General features: G+C 60.1%; 11 protein-coding genes. 8 read left to right on the top strand and 3 right to left on the bottom strand.

Annotated features, from left to right (window positions below):
• Nucleotides 1–86: 86 nt before the first annotated feature.
• A complete protein-coding gene (gene hemQ / locus ACFPB1_RS07795) occupies nucleotides 87–833 on the bottom strand; it encodes a hydrogen peroxide-dependent heme synthase (protein WP_379223717.1) in 747 nt (248 codons plus the stop codon).
• A gap of 177 nt (nucleotides 834–1,010) precedes the next feature.
• Between hemQ and ACFPB1_RS07800 the strand changes: the two genes are divergently transcribed.
• From ACFPB1_RS07800 to dnaI, 3 genes are all read left to right on the top strand, one after another.
• Entirely contained in the window at nucleotides 1,011–1,316 is a 306-nt protein-coding gene (locus ACFPB1_RS07800) for a YuiB family protein (RefSeq protein WP_379223719.1), read from the top strand.
• A gap of 513 nt (nucleotides 1,317–1,829) precedes the next feature.
• Complete coding sequence (locus ACFPB1_RS07805) at nucleotides 1,830–3,362, top strand: helicase DnaB (RefSeq protein ID WP_379223721.1); 1,533 nt, start codon at nucleotides 1,830–1,832, stop codon at nucleotides 3,360–3,362.
• Nucleotides 3,363–3,385: 23 nt separating this feature from the next.
• The gene (gene dnaI / locus ACFPB1_RS07810) at nucleotides 3,386–4,339 is read left to right on the top strand and encodes a primosomal protein DnaI (protein ID WP_379223933.1); all 954 of its coding nucleotides are present in this window, start codon (nucleotides 3,386–3,388) and stop codon (nucleotides 4,337–4,339) included.
• A 177-nt stretch (nucleotides 4,340–4,516) separates the two neighbouring features.
• On the opposite strand, the gene ACFPB1_RS07815 is transcribed toward dnaI, so the two are convergent.
• Nucleotides 4,517–6,034 carry an S-layer homology domain-containing protein gene (locus ACFPB1_RS07815; protein WP_379223723.1) on the bottom strand — a complete coding sequence of 506 codons (1,518 nt, stop codon included), beginning with the start codon at nucleotides 6,032–6,034 and terminating at the stop codon, nucleotides 4,517–4,519.
• A 73-nt stretch (nucleotides 6,035–6,107) separates the two neighbouring features.
• Entirely contained in the window at nucleotides 6,108–10,028 is a 3,921-nt protein-coding gene (locus ACFPB1_RS07820) for a bifunctional 2',3'-cyclic-nucleotide 2'-phosphodiesterase/3'-nucleotidase (RefSeq protein ID WP_379223725.1), read from the bottom strand.
• Nucleotides 10,029–10,670: 642 nt separating this feature from the next.
• On the opposite strand from ACFPB1_RS07820, the gene ACFPB1_RS07825 reads away from it, so the two are divergent.
• The 5 genes from ACFPB1_RS07825 (at nucleotide 10,671) to ACFPB1_RS07845 (ending at nucleotide 14,950) form a co-directional block, all read left to right on the top strand.
• Nucleotides 10,671–11,828, top strand: a complete 1,158-nt coding sequence (locus ACFPB1_RS07825) for a sulfate ABC transporter substrate-binding protein (protein WP_379223727.1) — start codon at nucleotides 10,671–10,673, stop codon at nucleotides 11,826–11,828.
• 26 nt (nucleotides 11,829–11,854) lie between these two features.
• Nucleotides 11,855–12,703, top strand: coding sequence for a sulfate ABC transporter permease subunit CysT (cysT, locus tag ACFPB1_RS07830; protein WP_379223729.1), 849 nt, complete (start codon nucleotides 11,855–11,857; stop codon nucleotides 12,701–12,703).
• An 11-nt stretch (nucleotides 12,704–12,714) separates the two neighbouring features.
• Entirely contained in the window at nucleotides 12,715–13,593 is an 879-nt protein-coding gene (cysW, locus tag ACFPB1_RS07835; RefSeq protein WP_379223732.1) for a sulfate ABC transporter permease subunit CysW, read from the top strand.
• 1 nt (nucleotide 13,594) lies between these two features.
• On the top strand, nucleotides 13,595–14,659 hold the full coding sequence (locus tag ACFPB1_RS07840) for an ABC transporter ATP-binding protein (protein WP_379223735.1): 1,065 nt from the start codon (nucleotides 13,595–13,597) through the stop codon (nucleotides 14,657–14,659).
• A gap of 72 nt (nucleotides 14,660–14,731) precedes the next feature.
• Nucleotides 14,732–14,950 (top strand): YezD family protein, encoded by a 219-nt coding sequence (locus ACFPB1_RS07845; protein ID WP_379223737.1) that lies wholly within the window; start codon nucleotides 14,732–14,734, stop codon nucleotides 14,948–14,950.
• Nucleotides 14,951–14,973 lie beyond the last annotated feature (23 nt).

The raw sequence follows: 14,973 nt of genomic DNA on the forward strand, positions 1-14,973 counted from the left end.
CAACGGACATCTAATATAATAGAAGAAAAGCGGACGGAACCCGAAGGTTCCATCCGCTTTTTTTGGCATTATCGCAAGTCATCGACTTATACGCGGAACATCTCCGCGAGCTTCTCTTCGGTCAATCGGTTGCCGACGTAGAAGTCGCCGAAGTCGCCGAAGCGCGCGCTCACTTCATCGAAGCGCATCTCGTAGATCAGCTTCTTGAACTGCAGCGCCTCGTCCGCGAACAGCGTGACGCCCCATTCCCAGTTGTCGAAGCCGACGGAGCCGGTGATGATCTGTTTGACCTTGCCGGCGTACTTCCGGCCGATCATGCCATGGCTGCGCATCATCTCTTTGCGCTCTTCCATCGACAGCATGTACCAGTTGTCGCTGGCTTGGCGGCGCTTGTTCATCGGGTAGAAGCAAATATGGTTCCATTTCGGCAGGATCGGCTTCAGGCGCGCGACGATTTCCGGGTTTTGCAGCGGATCGGAGCCCGGCTGGCCCATGTAGTTGCTCAGCTCGACGACGCTGACGTACGAATGCGCCGGAATCGTGAACGCGGCGAACGCAGATTTGTTGAACGCCGTCTCGAGCTCGTTCAGCTCCTCCAGCGTCTCGCGCAGATGCATCAGCACGAAATCCGCTTTCTGGCCGACGATGGAATAGAATGCCGTGCTGCCTTGCTTCTCATCTTCGACGGACTGCCACTGCTTCAGAAACGCGTTCAGCTCGTCCAGCGCGAGGCCGCGCTCTTCGTCGTCCGCCGCGGTCCACGCGATCCAGTCGATCGTGCGGAAATCATGCAGCGCGTACCAGCCATCCAGCGTTTGAGCTGCTTCACTCATAATCATCTCTCCCTGTCTGTTTGTGCGATACTAACCCGCGGGTTCATGTCGCCTTCATTGTATCCCAACGGCGGCGGCAAGAGCAAATGACGGACTTGTGACAACATGGCATTTGAAATTGACTTCCATTTCGCCATCTACTACACTATTTGTAGCGAAAGGGGAAGAGTTTCCGCCATGAATACGGACGTTAACATTTTGCAGCTCGTCATCGCGACGGTATTGTTTTTCGTGATGATGTTCGGAATCGGGTTCATCTTGAATATGCTGCTCAAAACGACCTTTTTTCCGATATATTTATTCCTGATCGTGCTGGTGCCGGTCTTCATCTGGCAAACCTGGGACAACACGAAGACGTTCTCGGGCAATTTCACGTCCTTCACGTTCGTCGATATCTTGCCGGGCATCGGCGCCTTGATCGGCGCGTACGTCAGCGGCACGACGATCCGCCTGCTTCGCCGCGGCGGCTACAAAATGTTCTAGGACGCAAGAACGGCTTCCGGTACGGCCATACTAAGGGAAAACGCGGGCGATGACGGCCGCGGCACGCGGTGCCGCGGATAGTCCGATTAGCCGCGCGGTAACCGGGGTGAGGGGCTGTGCCGTTTTTTCGTATTGAGGAGGTCCGGCTGCATCGGCATGTGCCGATCGGGCGGCGGGAAGGACGGGACGTTTTCTTGCGTCCATCCGCCTGTCTGACGAGCCGGCTGGCGGCGCACGAACCGAAAACGACGGCATTCGTCATGCGGCAGAGGGCGGACAAACAAGCGCATCCGGAAATCGCCGACACGCACGAGGAGCGCGAGCAGCTGCTGGCGGGAGCTGGCTTAGCACGGCGTCCAAGAGCCGGGCCGAGCCGGGCTGGAAGACAAACACGAATCGAGGGAAAGTTCCCTGGCCCAAGGGGAATTTTCTTTTTTTTGCGTCCTGATAAGCAAGTCTCTTTTATGATAAACTAGGTACAAGAATCCAAGACGGACGGAGTCGAGGAACGAGATGCGGATTGGCAGCATGCACCAATTTACGGAACATCACCGCTTTTACACCTTTCGCGCTTTTTCGCTAAGCGCCGTCGACCGCAAAATGCTCGGGCTAATCTATCAATCCATGGTCGGCGCGTTCGCGGGCGGCCTCTATCAGCTGCTCTATCAGCAGGTGGCGGAGGACCGCGTGGGATACTCCGGACTGGAACCGCACCGGAAGCTGCTGCTCGGACTCGGGCTCGAGATGAACGAACGGGGCCGGCAGGAGCTGGCGAATCAGGCATCGCGGCTGGAAGCGGTCGGCCTGCTTCAGGTGTCGCGTCTCGGCGTGCCGGATAACGACGACGTCGTCTACGAATACGAGGTCGCGAAGCCGCTGTCGCCGGACGAATTTTTCGACAGCCCGCATTTGACGCTGCTGCTGCGGGACAAGGTCGGCAAGCATGCGGTCATCGCGCTGCGGGAGTCGTTCTACGCGAAGGAAGCCGACGAGCTGGCGGGCGCGGAGCTGACGCGGGAGAATATTTCGGTACCGTTCTACGAGCTGTTCCGGCTGAACGCGCAGGGCTTCGATCCGGAGCTGGAGCAGGCGCTGACGGAAGTGGCGCCTGCGAGACAGCCGGCGCAGAAGCCGCTTCAGACCGAAACCGCCGGCATCCAGTACGGCGACATCATTATCCGCTTCCCGCGCAATTCCGCTAACCGGCAGTACGTCGAGCGGCTGCGGGGCAACGAGGACGCATTGGCGCAGCTGAACTACGTGGCGTACAAGTACAGCCTGAGCGTCGTGGATCTATGCCGCCTGCTCGACGAGGACGACGTATTCACGGCCGGCGGCGAGCTGCTGCTCGACGAGCTGCAGCTGCGCGGCAATCAGCTGTATCGGCAGGACCGCAAGCGCAGCGACGAACGCCAGCGGCTGTACGGCCGTCTGGAAGCTGTCAAGGCAGAGGATAGCAAACGTGCCGACACGGGCGACGAGGTGCCCGAGGAAGTGGCGGTGCTGGCCGAATACTATATGGACGTGCCCGCGCAGCTGGCCGGGCGCTGCGATATTCACCAATACAACATGCTGATGCGCAACGAGCCGCATACCCGGTTCATTGCTCGCTTCTTCCCGGGGGCCGTGCCGGAATGGCTCATTCGGGTATTCGAGGTCATCGATCATAATTACCGGCTGCAGGGCGCCGTCATCAACGTGCTGATCCACTACGTGCTCGGCATGAACGACGCGCAGCGCGTGACGAAGACGTACATCGATGCCGTCGCCTCGAACATGCTGGTGAAGGGCATCGATACCTTCGAACGGGCCGTCGGCTACGTGAGGGAACAGATGAAGCTGGAGCAGGACAAGGAACGCCGCAGGGAGCTGGGGCCAGGCGCCGCCGCCTCTCGTAGAAGCGGCGGAAGCGCCGCCGCCGCGAAAGTCAGGCGCAAGCCTCAGATTCCGATCATGCCGGATACGCCTAGCGGCGCGCCGGTGACGGAAGAGGAATTGGCGGAAATTCTCCGAGTGGCGCGAAAGCTGGACGGAAAATCAACGTAAGATGAGGTGAGACCGCGATGGCGATGGAATCGCTGGGCAACCTGCTGAAGGCGATGCCGGGCGGCAGGAACGTGAGGGAGCAGGCCGACAGGCTGATGGCTGAGCTGCTGGAGGACCCGCTGGTCGGAAGGCTTCGCGGCAAATATCCGGAGCTCGACGAAGCGACGATCCGGCTGAATTTGAACCGCGTGTATCAATGCGCGAAGGAATACCGGAACTGCTCGAATTGTCCGGGGCTCGATCAATGTCCCAACGACTTCGAAGGGCATTACACCGAGCTCGCGGTCGAAACGGTCGCCGGGATCGTGCAGCTGAACGATCGCAAGGTGCCTTGCAAGAAGCTGACGGCCCGACAAGCGGAGAACCGGATTCGCAGCCGCATTCGCAGCTTCTACATCGACGATCGGGCGCTGTCCCAAGGGTATTCCGCGGACGAGATCGTTAAGAAAGACTTGGAGCGCGTGAAGGCCGTCGGACAGATCGTCAACTATATCGACCGCACGAAGGAACAAGGACTGCAGACGGAAGGATTGTACCTGACCGGCTCGTTCGGGACGGGCAAGACGTTCCTGATGTGCTACATGCTGCACGAGCTGGCAAAGGCGGGGCATACGGGCGCGATCGTGTACATGCCGGAATTCGTCGAGGACATGAAGGCGCTCATGTTTGAGCAGGGCAAGCTGAAGGAGACGATGGACATCCTGAAGGAGACGGATCTGCTCGTGTTCGACGATATTGGCGCGGAGAATTTGAATCCGTGGGTACGGGATCACGTGCTCGGCTCGATCCTGAATTACCGGATGAACCGCAAGCCGACCTTTTACACGTCCAATTACAGCCTCGACGACATCGAGCAGCATTTCAGCTTCACGAACAAGGACGGGGACGATCTGCACAAAGGCCAGCGGCTGATGGACCGCATCCGGCCGTACGTGCAGCCGGTTCACGTGACGGGGCAGAATAAGCGCGGCCGATAACTCGGTCGTACACATTCGCGTGAAGCGGCCGAGCCAACGATGCGGTGGAACGTTAAGAACCGATGGAACGATAGTATTAAGCCAAATGCACTGATAAGCGAATGATTCGCAATAAAAGAGCCTGCCGTTCGATGAACGGCAGGCTCTTTCGTTGCAGTTTATCGGCTACCTGCGCAATCAAGCGAACAGCAGGTTGTACAGTACCTTCGCCGCTTCCGCACGAATGGCGTTGCTGCGCGGCGCGAAGCGACCGTCGCTGCCGGTCATCAGGCCGGCGCGAATGGCGTCCTGCACGGCTGCCTTCGCCCAGCCGCTTACCGCGCCCGCGTCCTTGAAGCCCGCGAGGTCGGAGGCGGTGCCGCCCGCTGCCGAGCCGCTGCGCTTCTCGTAGACGTTGACGATCATGATCGCCATCTCTTGGCGCGTGATCGCCTTCGACGGCTCGAACTTGCCGCCGCCCGTTCCGGTGACGATGCCGTTCTCGTAGGCCGCGGCGACGGTGCCGGCATACCAGCTGCCGGCCGGCACGTCGCTGAACGGAGCGGCCCCGGCTGCCTGAAGGCCCAGCGCGCGGACGAGCATTGTCGCGAATTCAGCGCGCGTGACGTTCGTCTTCGGTCCGAAGGCATCGGCCGAGACGCCTTCCACGATATGCTTCGCCGTCAGCTCTTGAATGACGTCGGCCGCCCAATAGGAGGACGGCACGTCCTTATACGTCTTCAGATACGCGTAGACGCCGTATGTGCTGAAATGGCTGACGCCCGCCGTGAGGACGCCGTCCTTGACGGTGCCGCCGGCGTATTCGATCGCGCCTGCATCGGAGATGAAGTAGATGCCGGCAAGACGCGCGTTTGCGTTGGCCGCCACGCGCAGCTGCAGCTGCACCGGCTTGGCGAAGCGATCCAGCTTCTTCGCGGTGCCGTCCTTAAGGACGACGCCGAGCGACAGCTCGTACGCTTGGCCTTGCGGCGAGAGCCCTGCGCCGGCGGCGCCGGCGACGGCGGAGGCCGCTTCGTCCGCGCTCAGCGCGCGCACGTTCAGCGCGAAGCCGGCGCCAGTATCCGTGCCGGCCAGCTCCGCAAGCGCGGCGAGCACTTCTTTCGGCAGCGTGACGCTGCCGCCGGCGAGCGCGATGCGCAGGCTGTTGTCGCCGACCGTCTGGCGAACGGCCGGCGGGAACAGGAGCTGCAGGTTCGCGGCTGCCACCTTGCTCGCATCGAGCGTCGCGACGCCGTTAACCGGCGCGGAAACGTCGGACGTTCCGAACTTCACCTGCTGGAACGCAGGATCGACGGGAGGCGCGACTGGCGGGATATAGACGGAACCGCTGCCGCTCGTGACGCTGAACGTCGCGGTGGCGACGTCGGTTCCTTGGCCCGCGACGACCTGATAGCTGCCGGCTGCCGCGTTCGGCGAGAGCGCGAACGAATCCCGGTACTTGCCTTCGCTCGCCTTGACGGCGTCGAAGAACAAGACGGTTCCGTCCGGATTCAATACCTTGATGATGACTTCTTGGGCGTTCGTCGTGCCGCTGATCGTGACGGTGCCGCCTGGCGCAACGCTGGCGATGGCGTCAATGGTCGTGCCGGCAGCCGCGCTGATCGATGCTTCGGCCGCGAAGACGGCGGACGGCATCGCCGCCGGAACCGCAAGCGACAGGGCAAGTGCCGCGAGAAGGGCTGCTTTTCTCTTCAACGATGATGCTCCTTTCTGAGGGGGCGGCCCGGAACGATCGCTGGACCGGTCCGGGCGCGCCTTCGGCATAAGATTAAGGGGTTGTCGTATTGATGTTCGTAATACGGCCTTTCACGTCGGCCGTAATCGTGCCGTGGTTGAACGTCTTCAGCACGTATTGGTAGAACGCTTCGATATCCGTGCTGCCGGCCTCCGGGTTCTTGCCTTCCGTCAGCACCGTGTAATTGTCGCCGCCCGCGGCCATGAAGTTGTTGACGACCGCCGTGTATTCGGCAGTGTCCTCGATCGGCGTGCCGTCTTCCTTGGTCAGGGACGTGACGCGCTCCGCGATCGGCTTGCTGAAATCAGCCGTGTACTTCAAGCCGGAGATTTGCAGCGTCTTCGTGTCGGACGGCGAGGCGCCCCATTGCTGCTGGAGCAGCGTCTTGATCTGCGCGCCCGTCAGCGTCATCTTCACCAGCTGATTGCCGAACGGTTGAATACGGAACAGATCGGAGTACACGATCGGCCCTTTCGGCAGATCCGCGCGAATGCCGCCCGGGTTCATGAAGGCGAAGTCGGACTGCATGGCGTCCTTCATCGCGTCGGCGATCAGGCTGCCGAGGGCGTTTTCCTGCGTGTACGCATTGGCTTTGGAAATGATGTCCGTCGTCGTGCCGACAGGCTCCAGCAGCTCAGGGTGGCGATCCAAGGAATCCGATATGATCTTGGCGACTTGCGGATCCGGCGTGATGCCGGCTTGCCTCACGTCGACGATGGCCGCTTCCTTCTTCACGATATCGTGCGTCTTCGGGTCGATCTCGAGGTCGACGTCCGCGAACGCCGTGCCGTACGAGTACGCTTGGAAGATCAGCTTGTTATCCACCGTGCCGTTGACCTTGGCGTGGTTGTCGCCGGCGAAGATCACGTCGACTTCATCGTCGACCGCGTTCGCCAGATCGGCCGCTTCGCCGGTAATCGCCGTGCCGCTTTGCGAAGCGGGATCATGCGCCAGGACGACGATCGCTTTCACGCCTTGCGCCTTCAGCTCCGCGACGGCCGCGTTGACGACCGGCGCTTGATCCACGATGTTGACCGGCGCGAGCGCAGCCGGCGACACTTTGCTCGGCGTAAGCATCGTGACGACGCCGATGAAGCCGATTTTCTCGCCGCCGATTTCTTCAACGACGTAAGGCGCGATGATCGGTTTGCCCGTTGTTTTGTCGATCACGTTCGCATTCACGTAGTCCATCGTCGTCGGATTGAACGTGACCTTATCGTTGATCGGGTCCTTGCCGCCGTTCAGCTGCGCCATCAGTGCCGGCACGCCTTGATCGAACTCGTGGTTGCCGAGCGTGGCGACGTCGAAGCCGAGCAGGTCGAGTATGTCGAGCGTCGGCTTGTCGCGGTCGAGCGCGGATACCGGCGAGCTGGCGCCGACGGAGTCGCCGTTATGCACGAGCAGCGTATTCGGGTTCATCGATTCGTAATTTTTGAGGTATGTGGCCAAGTAAGCGGCGCCGCCCAGAACATTGCCGCCGGCAGTCGTGGAATAGTCCAATTGGCCGTGGAAGTCGTTAATGCCGAGCAGCTGCACCTTGACGTTCTCAGCCGGCTCCGGAGCTTCGCCTTTCAGATTCAGCTTGAACAGGCCGAAGCCTTTTTCGTCCTGCTTATCCAGATACGTGATGTTCGGGTTGTCTGCCAAATAATCTTTCGCCGCAGGAGATGTCGTGAACGTGACGTCGGCATCGCCCGGAATCGGCGCGATCGACCAGTTCCCGTCCGCGGACGGGTTGATCGTCTTTTGCTCCGTAATGTAGTCCATCAGAATTTGGCGGTTTTCGTCAGCGGAATCCACGACGAGCGGAGAGCCTTTCACGCCCGGGAAATTGCCGCCGCCGTTCACGCGGTAGTTGTTGCTGACGACGATGAATTCTTGATTCGGATCGACCGGTTCGCCGTTGTACTGCAGGTTAACGATCCGGTTGGATGCGACGTTGTTGAGCGTCCCGTCCGATTTGTACCTTGCAGGCTTCGTCACGTCGACCTGGTACGTCACGCCGTCGATGACGTCGAAGTTGTATACCGGGAAGGACGCGTTAAGCAGCGATTGCTCGCCGGTCTTGTTCGGATCGATCTGGTTGAACATGCCGGCGGACATCTCGAGCCACTCTTTCACGACCGAGCCCTTCACTTTGATCGCCTTCAGCGTGTTATCGTACAGGTACAGGTCGCTCGCGCTCTTGATCGCGAGATCGCCGGCTTTGATATCGGTGTATTCCGTCGGGCCGTTGCGTCCCGCCTTGAACGGCGCGCCGACGGACAGGATCGGAAGGTCTTTGTCCGGCGAGTTGTCCGTTTCCAGCTTCTTCTGGACGTACCACTTCTGCGCCTGCGTCACGATTTGGACGGAAGGATCGTCCTGCACGAGCGCGAAATAGCTGTAGATCGGCGCCGTCGTTTGACCGATGGCCTGGTTGACGTACGCAATCGTTGCTTGGTGCTCGTCCTTGATTGCGTCGACGATCGCCGGATCCGCGTCGACAAGCGGCTTCTTGCTGCCCGAGTCGTAAATGGATGTATTGGAAGATTGCGAATCGACGACTTTCCATTTGCCATCCGTCTTGTTCAGCGTCAGGTCGATGATGCCGAGGTTCGCGCCGCCGAAGCCGGCCTGGACGGCCGCGACGCCGTTGATCGTGCCTTTGTCGTTGTCGACGCCCGGATACGGCTCACCTTGCGCGTTCTTGAAGATCGGATCAAGCGCGCTCACGCTGGCGGCGGGGAACACCTTGTGCGTATGGGAGAACGTGATCGCGTCGATGCCCGGCACCTTGCTGAGCGGATAGACGGCATCCTCGAAGCTTTGGCCGGCGACGGCGGAGCCGTTGAACCCGGAGTGTGTCAGGGCGACGACGATGTCCGCGCCTTCAGCCTTCATCTTCGGGACGAATTTCTCGGCGGTCGCGATGATGTCCTTCGCGATGACTTTGCCGCTTAGATTGTCCTTGTCCCAATCCATGATTTGCGGCGGGGCGAAACCGATGAAGCCGACCTTGACGGTCTGCGGGTTGCCGTTCTCGTCCTTGAACGTCTTGTCCATGATGACGTAAGGCTTATATTGATTGACGTCGTTGTCGGGATTGCCGTCGTGATCGTCCACGTACACGTTTGCGTTCACATAAGGGAAAGCGGCATCGTCCGTTGCTTCGTCCAAATAATCGAGACCATAATTGAATTCATGATTGCCGTAAGTCGCGATATCGTAGCCCATCAGATTCATCGCTTTGTAGGCCGGGTGGACTTGTCCGTCCTGAAGCGGATTGATTTTGGCCATATAGGTGCCTAGCGGCGTGCCCTGCAGCAGGTCACCATTGTCGACCAGCAGCGAGTTCGCGGCTTCCGCACGCGCTTGTTTGACGAGGGAAGCGGTCTTCACAAGGCCGACCGTATCGGCTGGCGCGTCCTTGAAGTAATCGTAGTTCATGAAGTTGGTGTGCACGTCCGTCGTCTCCATGATGCGGAGCTTCAGGCTCGTGCCCCCGATCGAGATCGGCTCGGCCAGGCTGGTGCCGACGTCGGTGAGTTTGCCGGAATAGCTGTCGACGACGAACACTTTGAGCGACAAGCTGCTCCCGGTCGAATTGAAGTGGGCCGTCAGCCGCTCGCTGCCGGTAATATCATGCGTGACCGCGGCGATGCCGACGGGCGTCGTGCCGTCGAACAATTCGAAAATGACCGTTTCATCGCCTGCATGTCCGATGGACGTAGGCGTGACGGTGACGGATGCCTTGACGCCGCCATCGGTCGACATGGACGGATTCGCGATAACAAAGGCGCGATCGCTTTCCTGCGCGCCGTTCGCCGCGACGGCTGACCGGGCGGTGACGCTGCCGATTTCCATGGCGGTTTGGGCATGAACCGGAACGGCGACATAAGACGAGGTCAGAAAACCGGCGAGAAGGGATGCGGCAACAGCGGTCCGCGTCATTCTCTTTTGAAGAAAAGCCATTTTCTAACAATTCCACCTTTCATTTGGTATAAGGGTATTATAACAATTACAGTGTCATGCCAGGTTTAAAGACATGTTAAAATTTCGAAAAGTTTGTCAATTTTAACGATCAGCGAAACGGCAGCTTTAACCAAACAACGGCAAAAAACCGCACGCTTCTGGCGTACGGCATCAAACGGGTTCCGCGCGCTACGGCTTATCTATGCTGTCAAAAAGTCGCTAAAGAAGAGGCCCCGAACCTCGGGCCGCTAATTATGCCCGAAGCATGATTGATGGCGAGTAAATTCGGGTCTTCCGGCATACCTCGGCTCGTTGGACATATCGCGGACCAATAATCCCCACCTGAAAACTCAGAATTTGTCGATTGCCGAGCGGGCCGCGGCTACCGGTTGGAGGCCGTATGGACGCTTGATTCTCCCTGGATATCGATCCGACTCGTGTAGTTATAGAAGTTTTATAAGTGTTATTGATAAGTTCGATCAGGTTTCTTAAAAAATGAATTGACAAGAAAGCAAGTCCATTGCTATTATGGCTCCATAAACCAACTAAACAGGTAGGATTAATTTTGTTTTTACGACCCGGCCACGCGGAGTAGGAACACGTTAGTCATCCCTAAAACAAGTCTGAGGGGTGCTTTGTGACATGTCCAACATGAAAAAGAGAAACGTATTGCCGTTGAAAACATTGATGATCGTGATTGCGTTCGCGTTTGCCCTGTCCGGCTGCGGATGGAATTCGGGCCCGAACAACGCGGCGAATACTTCGAACGGCGCCGATCAGTCCGGCGGCAACGCCGCAAACGATGCGGCTGGCGCCGCGAACGGCAACGAACCGGCGGCAGCCGACGACGGCGGCTCGAAGAAGCCCGTTGAATTGCTCAACGTCTCTTATGATCCGACGCGCGAACTTTACGATGCGTACAACAAGCTCTTCGCAGATTATTGGAAGCAGGAGAAGGGACAGGACGTCACAATCAAGCAGTCGCACGGCGGCTCCGGGGCGCAGGCCCGCTCGGTCATCGACGGGCTGAAGGCCGACGTCGTCACGCTGGCGCTCGGCTACGACATCGATTCTATCGTGCAGAAGGGGCTGATTAAGGAGGATTGGCAGCAGCAATTCGACCACAACAGCTCGCCGTACACGTCGACGATCGTCTTTCTTGTCCGCAAGGGCAATCCGAAGGGCATCAAGGATTGGAGCGACCTGATCAAGCCGGGCGTCCAAGTCATTACGCCGAATCCGAAGACGAGCGGCGGGGCTCGCTGGAATTACCTCGCGGCATGGGGCTACGCGCTGAAGCAGAACAACGGCGACGAAGCGAAGGCGCAGGAATTCGTCAAGGCGCTGTTCAAAAACGTACCGGTACTGGACACGGGCGCCCGCGGATCGACGACGACGTTCGTCGAGAAGGGAATCGGCGACGTACTGCTCGCATGGGAGAACGAGGCGCTGCTGTCGGTGAAGCAGCTGGGCGTCGACAAGTTCGAGATCGTCTATCCGTCCCTCAGCATTCTGGCGGAACCGCCGGTCGCCGTTGTCGACAAGAACGTCGACAAGAACGGCACGCGCGAAGTGGCCGAAGCGTACCTCAAGTATTTGTATACGGAGCCTGCCCAGCAAGTCATCGCGAAAAGCTTCTACCGCCCGCAGCTCGCCTCCGTGGCGGAACAGTACAAGGACCAATTCCCGGATCTCCCGATGCTGAACATCAACGACGACTTCGGCGGCTGGGCGGAGGCACAGAAGAAACATTTCAGTGACGGCGGCGTATTCGACCAAATCTATACGCCGGGGTCATAAGCGATAACGAGGAGCTGACTCTACACATGACGAGTTCCGCAACGAAGAAGGCGAAGGCGCGCAGCGTGCTGCCGGGCTTTGGCCTCTCGCTCGGCTTCACCGTGTTCTACTTAAGCATCATCGTTCTCATTCCGCTCATCGGCGTCTTCGTCAAAACGTCCGGCCTGACGCCGGAGCGGTTCTGGGAAACCGTCACGAACGCCCGCGTGCTGGCGTCTTACAAGATCAGCTTCCTGACGTCCTTCTACGCGGCGCTCGTCAATCTCGTGTTCGGCCTTATCATCGCCTGGGTGCTCGTCCGCTATAAGTTTCCGGGCAAGAAGCTGATCGACAGCCTGATCGACATGCCGTTCGCGCTGCCGACGGCCGTGGCGGGGATCTCGCTCACCGCGATCTACGCGCCGAACGGCTGGGTCGGCAAGCTGCTCGAGCCGCTCGGCGTCAAGGTCGCCTTCACGCCGCTCGGTATCACGCTCGCACTGATCTTCATCGGCCTGCCGTTCGTCGTGCGCACGGTGCAGCCGGTGCTGCAGGATCTCGACAACGAAGTGGAGGAAGCCGCGGTCATGCTCGGCGCCTTCCGGTGGCGGACGTTCCGGCGCGTCATCCTTCCGGAGCTGCTCCCGGCGCTCCTGACGGGCTTCGCCCTCGCATTCGCGCGCGGAATCGGCGAGTACGGCTCCGTCGTCTTCATCTCCGGCAACATGCCGATGAAGACGGAGATCGCGCCGCTGCTCATCATGACCAAGCTGGAGCAGTTCGATTACCGGGGCGCGACGGCCATCGCGCTCGTGATGCTCGTCGCGTCGTTCCTGCTGCTGCTGCTCATCAATTACCTGCAATGGCGGAGCAATCGCCGCGTTGCGGTCGCATAGGGGGGATCGATTTGGCTGGCGCGGTAACGGTACATTTGGCCGAGAAGGCGGCACGACCGAAGCATATCAACGAATCGCTCGCCGTGCGCATCGTGCTCATTAGCATTGCCCTGTTATTCCTGGGGCTGGTGGTCCTGCTTCCGCTGATCTCGATCTTCATCGAAGCGTTCAAGAAGGGCGCTGACGTCTACTTCGCGGCGCTGCGGGATCCGGATGCGCTGTCGGCGCTGAAGCTGACGCTGCTCACGGCGGTCATCGCGGTTCCGCTGAACACCGTGTTCGGGGTCGCGGCGGCGTGGGCGATCAGCAAATTCCGCTTCCGCGGCAAAAACGTGCTCATCACGCTGATCGATCTGCCGTTCGCGGTATCGCCGGTCATCTCCGGCCTTGTGTTCATCCTGCTGTTCGGCGCGCAAGGGTTCCTCGGACCGTGGCTGTCGGATCATAACATCCAGATTATGTTCGCGCTGCCGGGCATCGTGCTCGCGACGACGTTCGTCACGTTCCCGTTCGTCGCCCGGGAATTGATCCCGCTCATGCAGGCGCAGGGCGTCCAAGAAGAAGAAGCCGCCGCGAGCCTCGGGGCGAAGGGCTGGCAGATCTTTTGGCGCGTCACGCTGCCGAACATCAAGTGGGGCCTGCTCTACGGCGTCATCCTGTGCAACGCGCGGGCCATGGGGGAATTCGGTGCCGTGTCCGTCGTCTCCGGCCACATCCGCGGCGAGACGAACACGCTGCCGCTGCATATCGAAATTTTGTACAACGAATATCAATTCTCCGCGTCGTTCGCCGTCGCGTCGCTGCTCGTCATGCTGGCTGTCATCACGCTCGTCATCAAGAGCTTCATCGAGTGGCGGACGGCCAAGCAAGCTCCGAGGGAGGAAGGCTGATATGCATATCGAGGTTCGCAACGTCAACAAAGCGTTCGGCGCCCATCAAGCCGTCCGGGACGTGAGCTTCACGATTGAACGCGGCAAGCTGATCGGCTTGCTCGGCCCGAGCGGCGGCGGCAAATCGACGCTGCTCCGCATCTTGGCCGGGCTCGAAACGCCGGATTCCGGCGACATCTTCATCGATGGCAAGCGCGTCAACGACGTCAAGCCGCAGCTGCGCGGGATCGGCTTCGTCTTCCAGAATTACGCGCTGTTCAAGCACATGACCGTCTTCGACAACATCGCCTTTGGGCTGACGATCCGCAAGGCAAGCAAAGCGGAGACCCGGAGCCGCGTGAACGAGCTGCTCGAGCTGACCGGATTGCGCGGCTTCGAGCACCGCTATCCGCATCAGCTCTCCGGCGGACAGCGGCAGCGGGTCGCATTCGCCCGGGCGCTCGCGCCGAAGCCGGAGCTGCTGCTGCTCGACGAGCCGTTCGCGGCGATCGACGCCAAGGTCCGCAAGGAGCTGCGCACGTGGCTGAAGAATCTGATCGCGGAGCTCGGCATCACGTCGATCTTCGTGACCCATGATCAGGACGAAGCGGTCGAGGTCGCGGACGAGATGCTGATCGTGCAGCAGGGCCGCCTGGAGCAGCAGGATTCGCCGATCCGGATCTATACCGATCCGCAAACGGCGTTCGTGGCCGGGTTCATCGGCCATTCCAGCGTCGTCGAGGAGCCGGGCAGCCTGCGCGGCTTTGAGAAGGTCGTGCAGGCGGCGGGCGCGCGGGCGATCGTGCGGCCCGAATTCGTCGAGGTCGGGCGCACGGACGAGATCCCGTTCCCGTCCGCCGCGGTTACGGGCAAGGTGCGCCATGTCTTTTTCCGCGGGGCGCATCTGGAGCTGGACGTCGAGGTCGGCGCCAACCGGCTGTCCGCCCACCGTTCGCTGGACCAGGAGCCGCTGCAGCCAGGGGACGAGGTGGCGGTCCTCATCCACCGCTTGTACGTCATCTCCGACGAATCCGCGACGATGGTGGAAAATCCGTTGAAAGTCGATCCGCTTCCGGTCCATATTTGAACCTCGGGCACGAAGGCGTTAAGCCGTTATGCGGACGCCTGCCGCGCTCAACACTATTAGGAGGGATTTATGATGGCGAAGCCAATCGTACTGGATCAAGAGTGGTTAGATCGCATTGCGACGCAGGTGAACGGACTGGAATACGGCTCGGTGCTCATTACCGTTCACGACGGCCGGGTCGTCCAGATCGACCGAACCGAGCGCAAGCGTTTCGACGCCAATGCCGCGAAGCAGAGCCAGCAGGCGCCGGCGCAGAACGCCGCGGAGAAATTGAAGGCGGCGAATGGCTAACGTCCCGGACGGTTGTCCGCGCA

This window comes from Paenibacillus sp. GCM10023250, assembly GCF_042653205.1.
GTDB lineage: Bacteria > Bacillota > Bacilli > Paenibacillales > Paenibacillaceae > Paenibacillus_Z.

Coding starts and splice junctions, on each gene's coding strand:
- hemQ (WP_379223717.1), bottom strand. CDS start 833: ATGAGTGAAGCAGCTCAAACGCTGGATGGCTGGTACGCGCTGCATGAT.
- ACFPB1_RS07800 (WP_379223719.1), top strand. CDS start 1,011: ATGAATACGGACGTTAACATTTTGCAGCTCGTCATCGCGACGGTATTG.
- ACFPB1_RS07805 (WP_379223721.1), top strand. CDS start 1,830: ATGCGGATTGGCAGCATGCACCAATTTACGGAACATCACCGCTTTTAC.
- dnaI (WP_379223933.1), top strand. CDS start 3,386: ATGGAATCGCTGGGCAACCTGCTGAAGGCGATGCCGGGCGGCAGGAAC.
- ACFPB1_RS07820 (WP_379223725.1), bottom strand. CDS start 10,028: ATGGCTTTTCTTCAAAAGAGAATGACGCGGACCGCTGTTGCCGCATCC.
- ACFPB1_RS07825 (WP_379223727.1), top strand. CDS start 10,671: ATGTCCAACATGAAAAAGAGAAACGTATTGCCGTTGAAAACATTGATG.
- cysT (WP_379223729.1), top strand. CDS start 11,855: ATGACGAGTTCCGCAACGAAGAAGGCGAAGGCGCGCAGCGTGCTGCCG.
- ACFPB1_RS07840 (WP_379223735.1), top strand. CDS start 13,595: ATGCATATCGAGGTTCGCAACGTCAACAAAGCGTTCGGCGCCCATCAA.
- ACFPB1_RS07845 (WP_379223737.1), top strand. CDS start 14,732: ATGGCGAAGCCAATCGTACTGGATCAAGAGTGGTTAGATCGCATTGCG.